The organism is Sphingomonas paludis (assembly GCF_053502515.1).
The window spans coordinates 2,982,276-2,999,458 of record NZ_CP187558.1 but is presented as its reverse complement, the minus strand read 5'-3'; the positions used below and the strand labels follow the sequence as shown (position 1 = coordinate 2,999,458).

Genomic DNA, 17,183 nt, shown 5'->3' with positions numbered 1-17,183 from the left:
CGGATGATTGACACACCGGCAGCGCGCTTTGATGGTGCGGCACCAGTCCCGGGGGAAATCGAAGATGATCCGTGCCATTGCCGCCGCCAGCCTGTTATGGGCCACGCCCGCGCTTGCCGACCCCGTCCGCGACGCGACCGCGCGGGAGATGCCGTCGCTGATGACCTTGTACCGGACGTTGCACGCCGCGCCCGAGCTGAGCCTGCAGGAAGTCAAAACCGCCGCCCGAATGGCCGAGGAAGTGCGCAAGCTGGGGTTCGAGGTAACGGAAAAGGTCGGCGGCACCGGCGTCGTGGCGGTGATGCGCAACGGCCCCGGCCCGGTCGTCATGATCCGAGCCGACATGGACGGCCTGCCGGTGACGGAGGCGACCGGCCTGCCCTATGCGTCGAAGGTCCGCGCGACGACGGCCGACGGGGTGGAAACCGGGGTCATGCACGCCTGTGGCCACGACACGCACATGGCAAGCTGGGTCGGCACCGCGCGCAACCTGGCGGCGATGAAGGGCGAGTGGTCCGGCACCGTCGTGATGATCGCCCAGCCGGCGGAGGAAGTGGGCAAGGGCGCGCGGATGATGCTGGCCGACGGCCTGTACACCCGGTTTCCGAAGCCTGCCCATGTCATCGGTTTCCATGACAGTGCCGGGATGCCCGCAGGCGTCATCGGCATGAAGGACGACTATATCTTTGCCAATGTCGATTCCGTCGACGTGCTGGTGCGGGGCAAGGGCGGACATGGGGCCTATCCGCACACCACCCAGGATCCGATCGTGCTGGCATCGCGGATCGTCGGCGCGTTGCAGACGCTGGTGTCGCGCGAGCTGGACGTGCAGAGCGAACCGGGCGTCGTGACGGTCGGCAGTATCCATGCCGGCGCCAAGCACAACATCATTCCTGACGAGGCCAAGCTGCAGATCACGGTGCGCAGCTATTCGGATTCCGTTCGCAAGAAGCTGCTGGACGGCATTGCCCGCATCGCGAAGGGAGAGGCGATCGCTGCCGGGATCCCGGACGACCGGTTGCCGGTGGTGACGGTGCAGGATGAATTCACGCCCGCCACCTTCAACACGGCACCCCAGACCGGCCGGCTGCGCACCCTGTTCACCGGCCGGTTCGGCACCGACCGCGTGCGCGAGGTACCAGCGACGATGGGCGGCGAGGATTTCAGCCGGTTCTGGCTGGCGGACAAGGGCATTCAATCAACGCTGTTCTGGGTCGGCGGCGTGCCGCAGGATCGCTGGGCTGCGGCCGAGGCGGGGACGGCAGCGCTCCCGTCCCTCCACAATGGCGGCTGGGCGCCCGATGCGGAAAAGGTCATCGCCACCGCGACCGAGGCGATGACCGCCGCCGCGCTTGACCTGTTGCCCCGTCGCTGACCGAAGGGCGGGCGAAAAAAGGGGCCGCCGGTCTGCGCCGACGGCCCCGTTGCTGGATGCTTGATATCGTTTGGCAGGCCCGCAGATCAGGCGGTGCAGCTCTGCTCCGACTTGCCCGGCAGGGTGACGGTGACCGACTTGGCGGTGCCCGACAGCGCGTAACCCTCGGCGACAAAGGGTTCGCCGGCGGCAGGCGCTTTCAGCTGAACCGGCGTTGCGGTCGGCTCGGTCTTGAGGTTGACCTGCTGATCGCCGTTGAAGAAATCGACATAGAGCAGGCTATTGTCCTTGCACCGAAAGGTCACGCTTTCGCGGATCGATGGCGGCAGCTCGACCGGGCCGGCCTTTTTGCGCGCTTCGGCATAGGGATCGGGCGCCCGGCTGGAAACGACTTCCGGTTCGGAATTGCAGGCGGAAAGGGTCGCAGCAAGCGCTGCCGCGACGGCGAGCAGGGAGAGGTTTTTCATGGTGCAGAACGCTTCGCCCATGCAGCATATATCGTCAAGCCCGGGGAACGTCGCCGCGATGATCGTGCGCCGGGGATCAAGTTTCCGGCGCTCAATCGTGAAACTCGTGCGCCTCCGGAATGCGGCCAAAGGCGATCTTTGCCCCCACCCGGTCGAGCCGCCCGCCCGTCATCGGCCCGACGGAGACGGCATGACGCCCGAACCGTTCATTGATGCGGTCCATCGCCTTTGACAATTTGAGCGTCCGCGTTTCGCGCGCCAGCGGATCGTCCGGGTCCAGCGCGGCGAACAGGCTGGCCTGTTCGCCCGCCAACGGCTCTATTTCCATCAGCGTGACGCCGATCATCCGCACCTGAACGCCCCTGGGCCGTTCGGCGGCGGCGGCGCGCAACCGGGGCAGCAGCTGTTCCAGCGCGGAAAGCACGACGAAGCTGTCCTGCGTCGCTGGCAATTTGATGCTGGTCTGGAACTTTGCCTTGTCCTCGAACCGGGCATGCAGGACCAGCAGGCGGCTGAGATACCCCTTGCGCCGCAGCCGGCTGGCAGCCTTCAGCGCCAGTCGCCGGGCGGTCAGGCGCACGGGTTCGGCCCCACGCCTTTGCGGCGACAGGACGTGGCTGTGCCCGATGGTTCGCGATTGGGTCGGCTTTTCCGGCAGGTCGACGCCGTGGAGCAGATACCAGAGCCGGTCGCCATTGGTGCCGCCCCAGGCGGTGCCCGCATCGCGGGGGCGGCGGGCGCAGAGCTGGCGGATGTCGAGCACGCCGTCGCGCGCCAGCCGCCGCTCCATCTTCGCCCCGATGCCGGCGATGTCGCGCAGCGGCACGTCGAACAGGCGCTCGGGCAGCTCATCCCCCTCGAACACCACCAGTCCGTCGGGTTTCTGCATGTCGCTGGCGAGTTTCGCCAGCAGCCGGTTGGGCGCGATGCCGACCGAACTGGTCAGGCATTCGCCGACATTGGCCAGGATCCCCGCCTTGATCCGCCGGGCCAGCGCCACCGCCTGTTCCCGGCTGTTCTCGTTATCCAGCAGGCGGCAGGCGACCTCGTCGATCGAGCAGACTTTGGTGACGGGAATATGCCGCCAGATCTCGGCAACGATCGCGTCATGCACCTCGACATAGCGGTGATGCCGGGCGGGCGTGATGCGGATGTCGGGGCACAGCCGCTTTGCCTCCCACACCGGCGTGCCGGTGGATATGCCGAAACGCTTTGCCTGAACCGAGGCGGCGATCGCGACCGTTGTGTCGCTGTCCACCGGTGCGACGATGACCGGGTGGCCGCGCAGGGCGGGATTATCCTGTTGCTCCACGCTCGCGAAATAGCTGTTCAGATCGAGGAACAGCCAGCGCAGCGGGCGCGGAGGAAGGTCGGGGCGACTCGACATGACGACGGAACAATAGCAGAACAAATGCCGTTTCTGTATCGGTGATCAGCAGACGGACCCAACTAACCCCTCCCCTGAAGGGGAGGGGCTTTATGATGGGCGCCAACTTGTTGTTGCTGGGCACCCTCCCAGAAATCAGCACGCGCTTTTTCCGTTGAAAGCGGTTATGGCGCGCACGAACCGGCCGAGTGCCGCCATGGATGGGTGAGCGAGAGGCCCTGTTCCGGCGACCGGCCTTTACCCCTGTCCCCTCCCGCCCCGCGCGTCTGCGCCGGGCCGACCGTTTGCGAGATTCATGTCCTTTTCCGATCTGCCCCCCATCCTTTCCGAAGCCTTGGCCGAACGGGGCTATGCCGAGCCGACCGCCGTGCAGGCCGCCGTCATGGCCCCCGAAGCCGCAGGGCGCGACCTGATCGTTTCCGCCCAGACGGGATCGGGCAAGACCGTCGCGTTCGGCCTGGCTATGGCGGGCGACCTGCTGGATATCGACGGCACCGCGCCGCCAGCCGAACGGCCGCTGGCGCTGGTCATCGCGCCGACTCGGGAACTTGCGCTGCAGGTCAGCCGCGAACTGATGTGGCTTTATGGCAAAGCGGGCGGGCGCGTCGTCACCTGTGTCGGCGGCATGGACCAGTCCAAGGAGCGGCGGGCGCTTCGCGCGGGCGCGCATATCGTCGTCGGCACGCCGGGGCGGCTGCGCGATCATCTGGAGCGGGGGGCGCTCGACCTGTCGAGCCTGCGCGCCGCCGTGCTGGATGAAGCGGACGAGATGCTCGACATGGGCTTCCGCGACGATCTGGAGCAGATTCTGGACGGTACGCCCGAGGGGCGGCGGACGCTCCTGTTCTCCGCCACCATGCCGGGGCCGATCGTGGCGCTGGCCAGGCGGTATCAGCGCGATGCGCTGCGCATCTCGACGGTCGGGGACGAGCGCGGGCATGGCGACATCGCCTATCAGGCGGTGACCGTCGCACCTGCCGAGATCGAGGCGGCGGTGGTCAACCTGCTGCGCTTTCACGAGGCGGAGACGGCGATGCTGTTCTGCGCCACCCGCGACAATGTGCGCCATCTGCACGCGACCTTGCAGGAGCGCGGGTTCGGCGTCGTCGCCCTGTCCGGCGAGCATAGCCAGTCGGAGCGCAATCAGGCGCTGCAGGCGTTGCGCGATCGCCGGGCGCGGGTCTGCGTGGCGACGGACGTAGCAGCGCGCGGCATCGACCTGCCGACGCTCAGCCTGGTCATCCATGTCGAGATTCCGCGCGATGCGGAGACGTTGCAGCACCGGTCGGGCCGCACGGGGCGGGCGGGCAAGAAGGGGACGGCAGTGCTGATCGTACCCTATCCCCGTCGCCGCCGGGTCGAATCCATGCTGCGCGGGGCGCGCATCGCCGCCGAATGGATCGAGGCGCCGAGTGCCGAGGCGATCCGGGAGCAGGACCGCGAACGGCTGATCGCGGCGCTGCTTGCGCCGGTGGAGGTGGATGACGAGGACCGGGCACTGGCCGCACGGCTGCTGACGGAAAAGTCTGCAGAGGATATCGCCGCTGCGCTCGTTCGTGCCCACCGCGCCGCCATGCCGCAGCCAGAGGAGCTGATCGAGAACACGCCCGATGCCCGCCGCGCCGCGCAGCAGGAGCGGCACCGGCCGGGCTTCGACGATACGGTGTGGTTCCGGCTGGACATCGGCCGGCGCCAGAATGCGGATGCGCGCTGGATCCTGCCGCTGATCTGTCGGCGCGGGCACATCACCAAGAACGAGGTCGGTGCGATCCGCATCGGCCAGCATGAGACGCATTTCCAGATTCCCCGCGCCATCGCCGCGAAGTTCCAGGCGGCGGTGATTCGCACGGGCGAAACCGAGAGCGACGAGGAAGTGGTCCGCATCGAACCAGCCCAGGGCGGGCCGGAGGCCGGTGCCCGGGCAGACCACCGCGCGGGGCCAGTGCGGGCACGCCCGACGCTGCACAAGGCGCAGCCCAGCCGACCGGCAGGGCCGCCGCGCGGCGGACCCAAGCCGTTCCGCAAGGGGCCGGGCGCAGGCAAGCCAGCGCATCGGGGTCCGCGTCCGAAATGAGTTTACGCATCCTGGTCGATGCCGATGCCTGTCCGGTCAAGGACGAAATCTACAAGGTCGCGTGGCGGCACGCGGTGGCGGTGACGGTGGTCAGCAACAGCCATTTGCGCGTGCCGGATCACCCGCTGATTGAGCGTGTCGTGGTTAGCGACGGGTTCGACGCCGCCGATGACTGGATCGCCGAGGCGAGCGATGCGGCCAGCATCGTTGTCACGGCCGATATCCTGCTGGCGGACCGTTGCCTGAAAGCGGGCGCGACCGTCCTGGCACCGACCGGCAAGCCGTTCACGACCAGTTCCATCGGCGGCGCCATCGCGACCCGCGCGATCATGGCCGACCTGCGCGCCGGGGGCGATCAGCTGGGCGGGCCAAAGCCGTTCGGCAAGGCAGATCGTTCCGCCTTTCTGCAGGCGCTGGACACGGCGATCGGGCGGCTGCGGCGCCGCTGACGGGGTTGCATCGGGGCGGGGGGTGGTCCATCGGGCGCCCGACGCGATCGTGAACCATTTGTGACGGCGGAGGGGTTTTTCGTGACAGAAATGTTGCAATATGCCCCGCTGCGGCGGGCGGGCGGTGCGCTTGCCATCGGTGCCATGGCGCTGTTCCTGCCGGTCGATGCCGCACGGGCGCAAACCGTCGAGGAACTGCAACGACAGATTGACGAGCTGAAGGCGACGGTAGCCGAGCTGAAGGCGCAAATGGCAAAGCAGCCTGCCGCGCCGCAGCCCGTGCCCGAACCGCGACAGGCATTTGCAGCGCCGTCGGCCGCTGTGACTGCGGTGGAAGCGCCGGTGCAGCTCGCCGTAGCCGAGGCACCGCTGAAGCCTGCCAATTGGTATGATCGCATCCAGTTGCGCGGCTATACCCAGTTGCGGGTGAACGAGATTGTTGCGGGGGACGCGACGGCACCGGACGGTGTCGCTCGCCTGCGTTCCGTAGCCGATGGTGGGATCAGCGACCGTGGTAATTTCAGTTTCCGGCGCATCCGGCTGGTCCTGCAGGGCGATATCAGCGACCGGATGTCCTTTTACTTCCAGCCCGATTTCGCCGTTGCAGTCAGCAACCAGACAGCGGGCGAGCCGCGCGAGGCCTATGCCCAGTTGCGCGATGCTTATGTCGACTGGTTCCTGGACGACGCCAAAAGCTGGCAGGTGCGGTTCGGCCAGGCAAAGGTGCCGTTCGGTTGGGAAAACCTGCAATCCTCGTCCAACCGGGTGCCCATCGATCGGACGGATGCCATCAACAGCGCGGTGCCCGGCGAGCGCGATACTGGCGTCACCCTGTTCTACACGCCGCCCCGGTTTCAGCGGATCTGGGACCGGCTGGAGGAGGATGGGCAGAAATTGTTCGGCAATTACGGCGCGTTCAGCCTGTCGGTCTATAACGGGCAGGGGAGCAATCGTCGGGAAAGCAACAACGGCCTGATGACCGTGGCGATGGCGACATGGCCCATCGAACTGGGCGGCGTGCTCGGCGGTCAGGTGGTGGAGGTGGGCGGAGCGCTGCTGCGCAACGACTTCCAACCCGAATTGCGCAGCGGCGGCGTCAGCGCGACGGCGTTCAGCGAGGAGCGGGTGGGGCTGCACGCCATCCTGTATCCCCAACCGTTCGGCATCCAGGCGGAGTGGAACTGGGGCAAGGGGCCGGAATATGACATCGCGCTGGGCGCCATCGCCGAAAAGCCGCTGACCGGCGGCTATGTGCAGACAATGTTCCGCATCAAGGACAGCCCGCTGGGCGAGGTCACGCCCTTTGCCCGCTGGCAGCATTATCGGGGCGGGTGGAAGGCCGCGCTGAATGCCCCGCGACTGGAGACGGACGACTGGGAGATCGGTGCCGAGTTCCAGTTCGCCGACCCGATCGAGTTGACGCTGGCCTATGCCCATATGCGGCGGCGCGAGGCGGACGAGCGGCGCACCGGTCAGGCCGAAGGCGACGTCATCCGCGCGCAGCTGCAATGGAATTACTGATCCGTTGAACCTGTTGAGGCAGCGCAGGGGTTGACGGTCAGCCGTCGCCAACCCGCTCGATATCGGCACCCACCCCCTGCAGCTTTTCCTCCAGCCGCTCATAGCCGCGATCCAGGTGATAGATTCGGCTGACCTGCGTTTCGCCCGCTGCCGCCAGCCCGGCGAGGATCAGGCTCATCGACGCGCGAAGATCGGTAGCCATCACCGGCGCGCCGATCAGCGGGCTGATGCCGCGCACCACCGCCGAGCGCCCGGTCACCTGAATATCGGCACCCATGCGCGCCAGTTCGGGCACGTGCATGTAGCGATTTTCAAAGATCGTTTCGGTCAGCACGCTTGCCCCCTGGGCCTGGGTCAGCATCGCCATGAACTGCGCCTGCATGTCGGTGGCAAAGCCGGGGAAGGGAGCGGTCGACAGGTTGACAGGGGCCAGCGGGCCGCACGCTTCGACGAACAGGCTGTCCGTGCGTTGCTCAACGGTGACGCCTGCATCGATCAGCGCCTGGATCGTCGCCCGCATGTCGCCGGCATCCGCGCCGACCAGTTCCAGCGCGCCGCCGGTGATCGCGGCGGCACAGGCATAGCTGCCCGCCTCGATCCGGTCGGGCATCACGCGGTAGGTGGCGCCGTGCAGCCGGTCGCGGCCCTCGATGGTGAGCGTCTCAGTGCCCACGCCGTCGATGCTTGCGCCCATGGCGATCAGCAGGCGGCACAGATCGACGATCTCCGGTTCCCGTGCGGCATTCTCCAATACCGTCGTACCCCTGGCGGTGACGGCGGCCATCACCGCGTTTTCGGTCGCGCCGACCGAGACGACGGGAAAGGTGAACCGCCCACCGGGCAAGCGGCCGCCGGGGGCGACTGCCTTTACATACCCGGCGGCCAGTTCGATTTCGGCGCCCATCGCCTCAAGCGCCTTGAGGTGCAGGTCGATCGGCCGGTTGCCGATGGCACAGCCACCGGGCAGCGACACGGTCGCCTCGCCCATCCGCGCGATCAGCGGACCGAGCACCAAGATCGATGCGCGCATCTTGCGCACAATGTCATAGGGCGCGACGGTCGAGGTCAGACGCCCCGCCCGCATCGTCATCACGCGGCCGAACTCGTCGGGTCGCGTGCCTTCGATCATCGTCGACACGCCGAACTGGTTGAGCAGGTGCCCGAAGCTGTCGACATCGGCGAGACGCGGCAGATTGCGCAGGGTCAGCGGCTCGTCGGTAAGCAGCGCGCAAGGCAGCAGGGTCAGGGCGGCGTTCTTTGCGCCGGAGATGGCGATGCGGCCGGACAGGCGATTGCCGCCGCGGATGAGGATGCGGTCCATCGGCGGCTTAGTAACGGGTAAGGTGGCGGAGGCAAGAGGGCGCAGCGCGCCCGGCGTTCAGGCCTTTTCCAGCGTGCACTGAAGCGGATGCTGGTTCTGCCGGGCGAAGTCGATCACCTGGCTGACCTTGGTTTCGGCCACTTCATAGCTGAACACGCCACACACGCCGACGCCGCGCTGATGCACATGGAGCATCACCTGGGTCGCTTCGTCCCGGGTCATGCGGAAAAAGCGCTGGAGGACGAGGACGACGAATTCCATCGGGGTGTAATCGTCGTTGAGCATCAGCACGCGATAAGGCGTGGGTTTCTTCGTCCGCGTCCGCGTCCGCGTCGCCACGCCGATCGACGCGCCCTTGCCGTCTTCGTCATCGGGCGTGTTGGCCATTGTCGGGGTCATGGGCTGCGGGTGAATCATCGTTCGCAAAATATGGCAGTGCATCGGCAGTGGGCAAGGGGTTCGCAACGAAAATGCCAAACCGTGGGTCGCCAGTCGGCAAAAAAGGAACGGGCGGCCGTACCGCTGGGTACGACCGCCCGTTCCATTCGATCGATGCGATTACGCGGCGATCTTCATCTTGTCGGCGGCAACCGCGACGCGGTTGCTGATCGGCTGGGCGGCGTCGCCGGCCAGCTTCATCATCGCTTCGGTGTTCTTCGAGGTTTCGGCGACCATCGTGTCGAACAGCGAGCGGAAATAATCGCTCTGCACCTTGACGAAGTCGGTCGGCGACTTGGCCGATGCCAGGCTCTTCAGCATGGCAGTGGCCTGCTCGAACTGCTTGCGGCTCAGCTCGACCGCATCCTGGCTCATCGATTCCAGGCCCTTGGCAGTGATCTTGCCGCTTTCGACCATCGCTTCGACATTGCCCTTGGCGAGGTCGTTCATTTCCTCGACCAGCTTGGCCTGCTTTTCCATCGCGGTCTTGGCGCGCTCGTTCATCTCGACGAACATCGCCTGGCTCTTTTCGGTCATGGTTTCGATCGTGTCGGTCATGGTCTTGATTTCCTTCTTGGCGGCGGGGGTTGCTGGCTTGGCAGCCTTGGCGAGCGGCGCAGTGACGGTAGCCGCCACCTTGACCGCTGCCTGCTTGACCGCCTCGACCACCTTTTCTGCGGGCTTGGCGGCGGGTGCCGGCGTTTCGGCGACGATCGCCGCGGCCGGTTCTGATCCCTTTTCGATCGTCTCGGCAGTCGCCTTGACCGCCGATTCGGCAATAGCGGCATTGGCCTCTGCCACCTGGGCGGCGGCCTCGACGGGAGCGGCGATCGTGCGCTCGACGGCGGGTTTCACCGCCTTGGCGCTGGGCGCTGGCTTGGCGGCGCCGGTCTTGGGACCCTTGCTTGCCATGGTCTGGCTCCTCGAAAATGCTGTGTTGCGACGCAGCATATAGCGAGGCTTTCGTCGACAATCAAGCCATTATGGTGCACTGCAACAAAAACGTAAAATCGGCGAAAAATCTGGCGATTGATAATGATTGGCTCGCCCTGAATGCGCCGCTTGTTACCGTTTCGCTATCGCAACCGCACATATTGGCCGGGGGCATCGTCGAGCGTCGCGCCCTTGCCCGCCGCCGGGTTACGCGCGCCGGTCGCGTTGACTCGCGCCGGGGCCTGTTCCCCGATCCATTGCACCCAGTCCGGCCACCAGCTGCCCCGCGTCTCCCGCGCGCCGGCCACGAAGGCTTCGAGCGAATCGGCCTGGGTGTCGCTGGTCCAGAATTGGTATTTCTGTGCCGCTGGCGGGTTGACCACGCCGGCGATGTGGCCCGACCCGGCCAGCACGAACCGCACCGGCCCCTTCAGCTGGCCCGTCAGTTTCCAGACGCTGGCCGCCGGGGCGATGTGATCTTCCTTGCCGGCCTGGATGTAGGCGGGCGTCTTGATCCGGCTGAGGTCGATGGGCGTGCCGCCGATCGACAATGCCCCCGGCACGACCAGCCGATTGTCCCGGTACAGATCGGTCAGATAGCTCAGGTGCCAGCGCGCGGGCAGATTGGTGACGTCGGCGTTCCAGTGAAGCAGGTCGAACGGCGGATAGTCGTTGCCCAACAGATAATTGTTGGTGACATAGTTCCAGATCAGCTCGCGCGCGCGCAACAGGTTGAAGGTCGCCGCCATGTAGCGGCCGTCCAGAAACCCTTCGGCCGAGATCGACCGGATGAATTCCAGCTGCTCGTCGGTGACGAACAGCGACAGGTCGCCTGCCTCGCTGAAATCGACCTGGGCTGTGAAGAAGGTTGCGCTCTTGACCTTGTCCGCCTGTTCGCGCGCAGCCAGGACGGCCAGCGTCGCCGCCAGCGTGGTGCCCGCGACGCAATAGCCGATGGTATGGACGCCATCTACCTTGAGCAGCGAGCGCACCGTATCGATCGCGTCGATCTGACCGCGTTCGACATAATCGTCCCACACCACATCCTTCATCGTGGCATCGGCCGATTTCCAGGAGACGACGAAGACGGTCAGTCCCTGATCGACGGCCCATTTGATGAAGCTTTTTTCCGGGGTCAGGTCGAGGATGTAGAATCGGTTGATCCAGGGCGGGAAGATGATCAGCGGCGTTTCGAACACCTGCTTGGTCGTCGGGCTGTACTGGATCAGTTCGTACAGGTCGGTGCGGTGGACGACCTTTCCCGGGGTCGCGGCGATCGTCTTGCCCAATTCAAAACCGCTCGAATCCGCCTGGGTCATCTGGCCGCGGGTCAGGTCGGCCATCATGTTCGACAGCCCCTTCAACAGGTTTTCGCCGCGGGTTTCGATGATCCGTTCAACGACGACGGGGTTGGTCGCGGGATAGTTGGACGGGCTGATCGCATCGATGAAGCCTTGCGTGGCGAACCGCAGCGGTTCCTTTTGCTTGGGATCGATGCCGTCCAGCGCCTCCACGCCCTTCAGCATGTGATCGGCGATCAGGAAATAGCTTTGCCGCAGGAAATCGAACAGCGGATTGTCCCGCCACTGCGCGTCCTTGAACCGGCGGTCCCGCGCCTGTTCGGGGGTTTCCGCCGACGGTCCTGCGGCTTCCGGATCCAGAAAGCGTTGCCACAATTTCATGGTGTCGGCCCAGAAATCGGCGGACGCCCGGGCAAAGGCAGTCGGATCGCCCCATGCGGACATCGGCGACGCATTCAGCGTGTAAAAGCCCTGTTCCAGCATCATCTGCTGGGCGCGGCCAAGCACCCAGGTCCAGTGCTGCAGGTCCTCCAGCTTTGGCGGCGCGGCGGGCTGGTCGGTCATCTGGGCTTCCCTTTATCCGGTGGCCACAGGGTCTTAGCCAACCGGCGACGCCGCGTCAGCCCTTTACCGGGATTGCTGCCTGCGGACCGGTTGGCGCGAGGGAGGGCGCAAGAGAAAAAGCGGCAAAGCAAATGATTCCCGTACGCTTCGAAACCGGTTAAGGTCCGGTCCTTCCTCCAACCGAAAGAATGAGGTCAATGTCCGACGAATTCTACCGCATGAAGCGCCTGCCGCCCTATGTCATCGCCGAAGTGAATGCGATGCGCGCGGCAGCACGCGCAGGCGGAGAGGACATTATCGACCTGGGCATGGGCAATCCCGACTTGCCGCCGCCGGACCATGTGATCGAAAAACTGTGCGAGGTGGCGCGCAAGCCAGACGCGCATGGATACAGCCAGTCGAAGGGTATTCCCGGGCTGCGCCGCGCCCAGGCCAATTATTATGGTCGCCGCTTCGGCGTCGAGCTCGACCCCGAGCGCGAGGTCGTCGTCACCATGGGGTCCAAGGAGGGGCTGGCCAGCCTGGCCACGGCGATCACCGGTCCGGGCGATGTCGTGCTGGCACCCAATCCCAGCTATCCCATCCACACCTTTGGGTTCATCCTGGCCGGCGCGACGATCCGCAGCGTGCCGACTACGCCCGACGAGCATTACTGGCGTTCGCTCGATCGCGCGATGGCGTTCACCGTGCCCCGACCATCCATCCTGGTGGTGAATTATCCGTCGAACCCGACCGCCGAGACGGTGGGGATCGATTTCTACGAACGGCTGGTCGCGTGGGCCAAGGAGAACAAGGTCTGGGTCCTGTCCGACCTGGCCTATTCCGAGCTGTATTTCGACGGCAAGCCGACCGTTTCGATCCTGCAGGTGCCGGGAGCGAAGGACGTCGCGGTCGAGTTCACGTCGCTGTCCAAGACCTACTCCATGGCCGGTTGGCGCATGGGATTCGCGGTCGGCAACCAGAAGCTGATCGCGGCAATGACGCGGGTGAAGAGCTATCTCGATTATGGCGCGTTCACGCCGATCCAGGCGGCGGCGTGCGCTGCGCTGAACGGTCCTCAGGACATCGTGGAAAAGAACCGGCTGCTCTATCACAAGCGCCGCGACGTGCTGGTCGAAAGCTTCGGCCGGGCGGGGTGGGAAATCCCGTCACCCCCGGCGTCGATGTTCGCCTGGGCCCCGCTGCCCCCGGCGCTGGCGCATCTGGGCAGCCTGGAGTTTTCCAAGCAGCTCTTGACCCATGCCAAGGTCGCGGTCGCGCCTGGCGTCGGTTACGGCGAGGACGGTGAGGGGTTTGTCCGCATCGCCATGGTGGAGAATGAACAGAGGCTGCGCCAGGCAGCACGCAACGTCCGCAAATATCTGCAGTCGATGGGCGTCAATACCGGCGCGAAGCAGGCGGGATAGGGCGCATCGCCGCGCCCCGGATGCGATGCGGCGTCCGGGGCGTCGCGGGCAAGATTGTCATTCGGCCTGGTTCGAGCCTTCGGTCGCCATGTCCATGGCATTGACGTCCAGCATGTCGGCCGCTTCGTTCAGCGCCTGCGCTTCCTCGACCGAAACGCCGCCCGGGCCGGGATCGCTGGCGGACGGGCCGCACCCGGCGAGCAGCGTGGCCGACGCCAGCAGGAAAAACGTTTGCGCGGATCCGATCTTGTTCATCCGCAGACCCTAGCGCGTTGCACTTGCCAAAGTCGAGCGCGGGCGAAAGGCGGGGGCGGCTCGCCGATAACGGGTAAAAGCAAACGGCCGACGCATTGCAGCGCCGGCCGTCTGATGCATGTGATGCCGAAAGCGGCTTATTCGCCGTCGCCGTCCATATCGACGCGATTGTCGACATCTTCAGCCTCGCGTTCGATCGAATCGCCGACATTGTCGAGCGCGCGCTCGGCACTGTCGAACGCCTGGTCGACATCGTTCGCGGCTTCGGCAGCGGTCGATTCGACGTCCGAGCCAATGGCTTCCGCCGCTTCGCCGGTTTCGTTCTGGGCCTGTTCGGAACAGGCGGTCATGCCGAACGCGGCAAGGGCGGCAATGGGCACGAAAAGCGACTTACGCATAAAATTCTTCCCTTCCTGTTGCGTGAGGAGGACTGGCCCCGCTCCGGCCGGTCGTTCCGGCCTTGATGCCACATAACGCGAAGCGCGCGGACCGGTTGCACGCCGATCGACGGCATTGACGCGTTGACCTCATATAAAGAAATCTTTATATCACTCGTCATGGCCCCCGCCCTCGATATTTTCCGCGCTTTGGCGGATCCGACCCGGCTGCGCATCATGGCGTTGCTGCGACGGATGGAATTATCGGTCGGCGAACTGGCGCAGGTGCTGAACCAAAGCCAGCCGCGCGTGTCCCGCCACGTCAAGATCCTGGCCGATGCCGGACTGGCGATCCGTCGTAAGGAAGGCAGCTGGGTCTTTGTCGCGCTTGGCGCTGTCGATACCGTGGCCCCGGTTCTGTCGGCGCTGGATGCCTTTGCAGCGCCCGCCGACCGGGCATTGATCGATGCGGACACCCAGCGTCTGTCCGACGTGCTGGCCGACCGAGCCGCTGCAGCGGCCCTGTGGTTCCAGAGCAATGCCGGGCAATGGGATGCGATCCGCAGCCTGTACATCGCCGAAAGCGAGATCGAACAGGCGATGGCGGCGGCGCTGGGCGACGCCCCCCTGGGTCGGCTGGTCGATATCGGCACCGGTACCGGGCGGATGCTGGAATTGTTCGGCCCGCGCGCGGATGCGGTGACAGGCATTGACCGGTCGTCGGAAATGTTGCGGCTGGCGCGCGCCAAGTTGATGGAGCGGGGGCTGGATCGCACCGAGTTGCGGCAGGCGGATTTCTATGCCCTGCCGATCGACGATGCGGGGGCGGACGCCGCGATCCTGCACCATGTTCTGCATTTTGCGCATTCGCCGGAACGTGTCCTGGCAGAGGCCGGGCGGGTGCTGGCAGCGTCAGGGCGGTTGCTGGTCGTCGATTTCGCGCCGCACGCCCGCGAAGAATTGCGAACCCGCGACGCCCATGCCCGGCTGGGATTTTCCGACGAACAGATGCTGGCATGGTTCGATGCGGCAGGGCTGGCGGCGGAACGGATCGAAACGCTGGGCGGCGGCGAACTGACCGTGAAATTATGGTTGGGCCGCAAGCGCGGTCAGCCGATGATGGAGAAGAAGGCGGCATGACGATCTCGGTTTCCCAGCTGGAAGAGGCGCGTCGCGCCCTGGAAGCGCCGCTGTTCGCCGACCTGGCGGGCGATGCGGCGGTCAGCTTCGAATTTTTCCCCACCAAGACGGAAAAGATGGCCGAAGCCGCATGGGACGCGCTGATGACGCTGGCCCCGCTTGGTCCGCGCTTCGTTTCGGTGACCTATGGCGCGGGCGGATCGACGCGCGACCGCACGCATGAAACCGTGGCGCGGATCGCCCGCGAAACCGCCATTCCCGCCGCTGCCCACCTCACCTGCGTCAGCGCCAGCAAGGAAGAGGTGAACGCGGTCGCCCGCGAATACTGGGCCGCTGGCGTGCGTCATATCGTTGCGCTGCGCGGCGACATGCCGGTGATGGGCGAGAAGTTCGTGGCGCATCCGCAGGGTTATCAGAACGCAGCCGACTTGGTCGCCGGCCTGCGCGCGCTGCATCCGTTCGACATTTCCGTGGCAGCCTATCCGGAGTGTCATCCGGATTCGCCCGACGTGACGGCGGACATCGACAATCTGAAGCGCAAGATCGATGCCGGGGCGAACCGGGCGATCACGCAATTCTTTTTCTCGCCCGAGACGTTCTTCCGGTTCCGCGATGCAGCGGCTGCGGCGGGCATCAATGCAGAGATCGTGCCCGGCATCCTGCCGGTTTCGAACGTGGCACAGACGCGCAAGTTCGCCGGGATGTGCGGTGCCGTGATCCCCGACTGGATGGACCGGTTGTTCGAAGGGCTGGACGATCATCCTGCCGCGCGTCAGCTGGTGGCGGCGACCGTCGCTGCTGAAATGTGCCGGCGTCTATATGCCGGGGGCGTTCGGCATTTCCATTTCTACACGCTCAACCGCGCGGAATTGAGCTTCGCAATCTGCCATCTGCTGGGTCTGCGTGGACAGCCGGCAGAGGGGCGGGCAGCGGCCTGACTGAAACCCGGCAACCCATCCCGGTTGCCAACTGGACCCCGGCACATGGCCGGGGTGACGGAGAAAATGATGAGTGCCCGCCAAGCCTTTCTCGACCTCGCCCGCGAACGCATCCTGGTGTTCGATGGGGGATACGGCACCGCGATCCAGAAATTCGGCCTGCAGGAGGCCGATTATCGCGGCAACCTGGACCTGCCGATGGATCAGAAGGGCAATAACGACCTGCTCGTGCTGACCCGGCCGGACATCATCAAGGGCATCCATGCCGCCTATTTCGACGCTGGCGCCGACATGGTGGAAACCAATACCTTCAGCGGCACCCGGATCGCCATGGCCGATTATGGCTGCGAGCATCTGGTGGACGAGATCAACCTTGCCGCCGCAAAGCTTGCCCGCGAAGCCGCGGAAGAGGCGACCGCGAAGGACGGCAAGCGCCGCTTCGTCGCGGGGTCGATCGGCCCGACCAACAAGACGCTGTCGCTGTCGCCGGACGTGAACGACCCCGCGTACCGCGAAGTCAGCTATGACGAGCTGAAGCAGCAGTACAAGGAACAGTGCGCGGCACTGATCGCGGGTGGGGTCGACTTCATCCTGATCGAGACCTGCTTCGATACGCTCAACGCCAAGGCGGCGGGAATGGCGGCGAAGGAAGCCGAGGCCGAAGCAGGGCGCGAGGTGCCGGTGATGGTCAGCTTCACCATCACCGACATGTCGGGCCGCAACCTGTCGGGCCACACGATCAACGCCTTTTGGTATTCGCTGCGGCATCTGAAGCCGCTGACGGTCGGCGCGAACTGTGCGTTCGGCGCGGATTTGCTGCGCCCCTATCTCAGCGAGCTGTCGAAGAGTGCGGACACGCTGATCCTGGCCTATCCGAACGCGGGCCTGCCCAACGAGCTGGGCCAGTATGACGAGCTGCCGGCGCGCACGGCCGAGCTGATCCAGGAATGGACGCGCGAGGGCCTCGTCAACGCGGTTGGCGGCTGCTGCGGCACTACGCCCGATCACATCGCCGCCATTGCCCGCGCCGTCGCCGGCGCCCCGCCGCGCGTGGTGCCCGAAGTGCCCGTCGCCATGAAGCTGTCCGGCCTGGAGCCGTTCACGATGGCGGCATGACCCAGCCAAAGCCCTCTCCCCTTCAGGGGAGAGGGTTGGGAGAGGGGCCGTGCCACGGCTGACCCGCTCTCCGACTTCCCCTCTCCCCGGCCCTCTCCCCTGAAGGGGAGAGGGAGAGAAG

The 17,183-nt window shown here is 65.7% G+C and carries 16 protein-coding genes; 8 read left to right on the top strand and 8 right to left on the bottom strand.

Annotated features, from left to right (window positions below):
* Window positions 1–64 precede the first annotated feature (64 nt).
* The gene (locus ACPVPU_RS14545) at window positions 65–1,375 is read left to right on the top strand and encodes an amidohydrolase (protein WP_448658686.1); all 1,311 of its coding nucleotides are present in this window, start codon (window positions 65–67) and stop codon (window positions 1,373–1,375) included.
* An 86-nt stretch (window positions 1,376–1,461) separates the two neighbouring features.
* On the opposite strand, the gene ACPVPU_RS14540 is transcribed toward ACPVPU_RS14545, so the two are convergent.
* Both ACPVPU_RS14540 and ACPVPU_RS14535 read right to left on the bottom strand, forming a co-directional pair.
* Entirely contained in the window at window positions 1,462–1,842 is a 381-nt protein-coding gene (locus ACPVPU_RS14540) for a hypothetical protein (protein ID WP_448658685.1), read from the bottom strand.
* A 91-nt stretch (window positions 1,843–1,933) separates the two neighbouring features.
* Window positions 1,934–3,229 carry a Y-family DNA polymerase gene (locus ACPVPU_RS14535; protein ID WP_448658684.1) on the bottom strand — a complete coding sequence of 432 codons (1,296 nt, stop codon included), beginning with the start codon at window positions 3,227–3,229 and terminating at the stop codon, window positions 1,934–1,936.
* A 295-nt stretch (window positions 3,230–3,524) separates the two neighbouring features.
* Here ACPVPU_RS14535 and ACPVPU_RS14530 point away from each other — a divergent pair, with 295 nt between their 5' ends.
* The 3 genes from ACPVPU_RS14530 to ACPVPU_RS14520 all read left to right on the top strand — a co-directional run bounded on the left by ACPVPU_RS14530 (window position 3,525) and on the right by ACPVPU_RS14520 (window position 7,273).
* The gene (locus ACPVPU_RS14530; RefSeq protein ID WP_448658683.1) at window positions 3,525–5,303 is read left to right on the top strand and encodes a DEAD/DEAH box helicase; all 1,779 of its coding nucleotides are present in this window, start codon (window positions 3,525–3,527) and stop codon (window positions 5,301–5,303) included.
* Window positions 5,300–5,752 carry a YaiI/YqxD family protein gene (locus tag ACPVPU_RS14525; protein WP_448658682.1) on the top strand — a complete coding sequence of 151 codons (453 nt, stop codon included), beginning with the start codon at window positions 5,300–5,302 and terminating at the stop codon, window positions 5,750–5,752. The genes ACPVPU_RS14530 and ACPVPU_RS14525 overlap by 4 nt, the downstream gene beginning before the upstream one ends.
* A gap of 90 nt (window positions 5,753–5,842) precedes the next feature.
* A complete protein-coding gene (locus tag ACPVPU_RS14520) occupies window positions 5,843–7,273 on the top strand; it encodes a porin (RefSeq protein ID WP_448660538.1) in 1,431 nt (476 codons plus the stop codon).
* A gap of 37 nt (window positions 7,274–7,310) precedes the next feature.
* Here ACPVPU_RS14520 and murA read toward each other — a convergent pair whose 3' ends face one another.
* From murA to ACPVPU_RS14500, 4 genes are all read right to left on the bottom strand, one after another.
* Complete coding sequence (gene murA / locus ACPVPU_RS14515) at window positions 7,311–8,594, bottom strand: UDP-N-acetylglucosamine 1-carboxyvinyltransferase (RefSeq protein ID WP_448658681.1); 1,284 nt, start codon at window positions 8,592–8,594, stop codon at window positions 7,311–7,313.
* Between the two features lie 57 nt (window positions 8,595–8,651).
* Window positions 8,652–8,981, bottom strand: coding sequence for an ATP-dependent Clp protease adapter ClpS (gene clpS / locus ACPVPU_RS14510; RefSeq protein WP_448658680.1), 330 nt, complete (start codon window positions 8,979–8,981; stop codon window positions 8,652–8,654).
* A gap of 171 nt (window positions 8,982–9,152) precedes the next feature.
* Window positions 9,153–9,944: a phasin family protein gene (locus tag ACPVPU_RS14505; RefSeq protein ID WP_448658679.1), complete on the bottom strand. Its 792-nt coding sequence runs from the start codon at window positions 9,942–9,944 to the stop codon at window positions 9,153–9,155.
* A 164-nt stretch (window positions 9,945–10,108) separates the two neighbouring features.
* The gene (locus ACPVPU_RS14500; RefSeq protein WP_448658678.1) at window positions 10,109–11,830 is read right to left on the bottom strand and encodes a PHA/PHB synthase family protein; all 1,722 of its coding nucleotides are present in this window, start codon (window positions 11,828–11,830) and stop codon (window positions 10,109–10,111) included.
* A 197-nt stretch (window positions 11,831–12,027) separates the two neighbouring features.
* On the opposite strand from ACPVPU_RS14500, the gene ACPVPU_RS14495 reads away from it, so the two are divergent.
* Window positions 12,028–13,236, top strand: a complete 1,209-nt coding sequence (locus tag ACPVPU_RS14495) for an LL-diaminopimelate aminotransferase (RefSeq protein ID WP_448658677.1) — start codon at window positions 12,028–12,030, stop codon at window positions 13,234–13,236.
* A 57-nt stretch (window positions 13,237–13,293) separates the two neighbouring features.
* Here ACPVPU_RS14495 and ACPVPU_RS14490 read toward each other — a convergent pair whose 3' ends face one another.
* Together ACPVPU_RS14490 and ACPVPU_RS14485 are read right to left on the bottom strand one after the other, a co-directional pair.
* Complete coding sequence (locus tag ACPVPU_RS14490; protein WP_448658676.1) at window positions 13,294–13,491, bottom strand: hypothetical protein; 198 nt, start codon at window positions 13,489–13,491, stop codon at window positions 13,294–13,296.
* 137 nt (window positions 13,492–13,628) lie between these two features.
* Window positions 13,629–13,889 (bottom strand): hypothetical protein, encoded by a 261-nt coding sequence (locus tag ACPVPU_RS14485; protein ID WP_448658675.1) that lies wholly within the window; start codon window positions 13,887–13,889, stop codon window positions 13,629–13,631.
* Between the two features lie 159 nt (window positions 13,890–14,048).
* On the opposite strand from ACPVPU_RS14485, the gene ACPVPU_RS14480 reads away from it, so the two are divergent.
* The 3 genes from ACPVPU_RS14480 (at window position 14,049) to ACPVPU_RS14470 (ending at window position 17,062) form a co-directional block, all read left to right on the top strand.
* Window positions 14,049–15,008, top strand: coding sequence for an ArsR/SmtB family transcription factor (locus ACPVPU_RS14480; RefSeq protein WP_448658674.1), 960 nt, complete (start codon window positions 14,049–14,051; stop codon window positions 15,006–15,008).
* On the top strand, window positions 15,005–15,946 hold the full coding sequence (metF, locus tag ACPVPU_RS14475) for a methylenetetrahydrofolate reductase [NAD(P)H] (RefSeq protein ID WP_448658673.1): 942 nt from the start codon (window positions 15,005–15,007) through the stop codon (window positions 15,944–15,946). The genes ACPVPU_RS14480 and metF overlap by 4 nt, the downstream gene beginning before the upstream one ends.
* A 69-nt stretch (window positions 15,947–16,015) precedes the next feature.
* Window positions 16,016–17,062, top strand: coding sequence for a homocysteine S-methyltransferase family protein (locus ACPVPU_RS14470; RefSeq protein ID WP_448660536.1), 1,047 nt, complete (start codon window positions 16,016–16,018; stop codon window positions 17,060–17,062).
* Window positions 17,063–17,183: the final 121 nt, after the last annotated feature.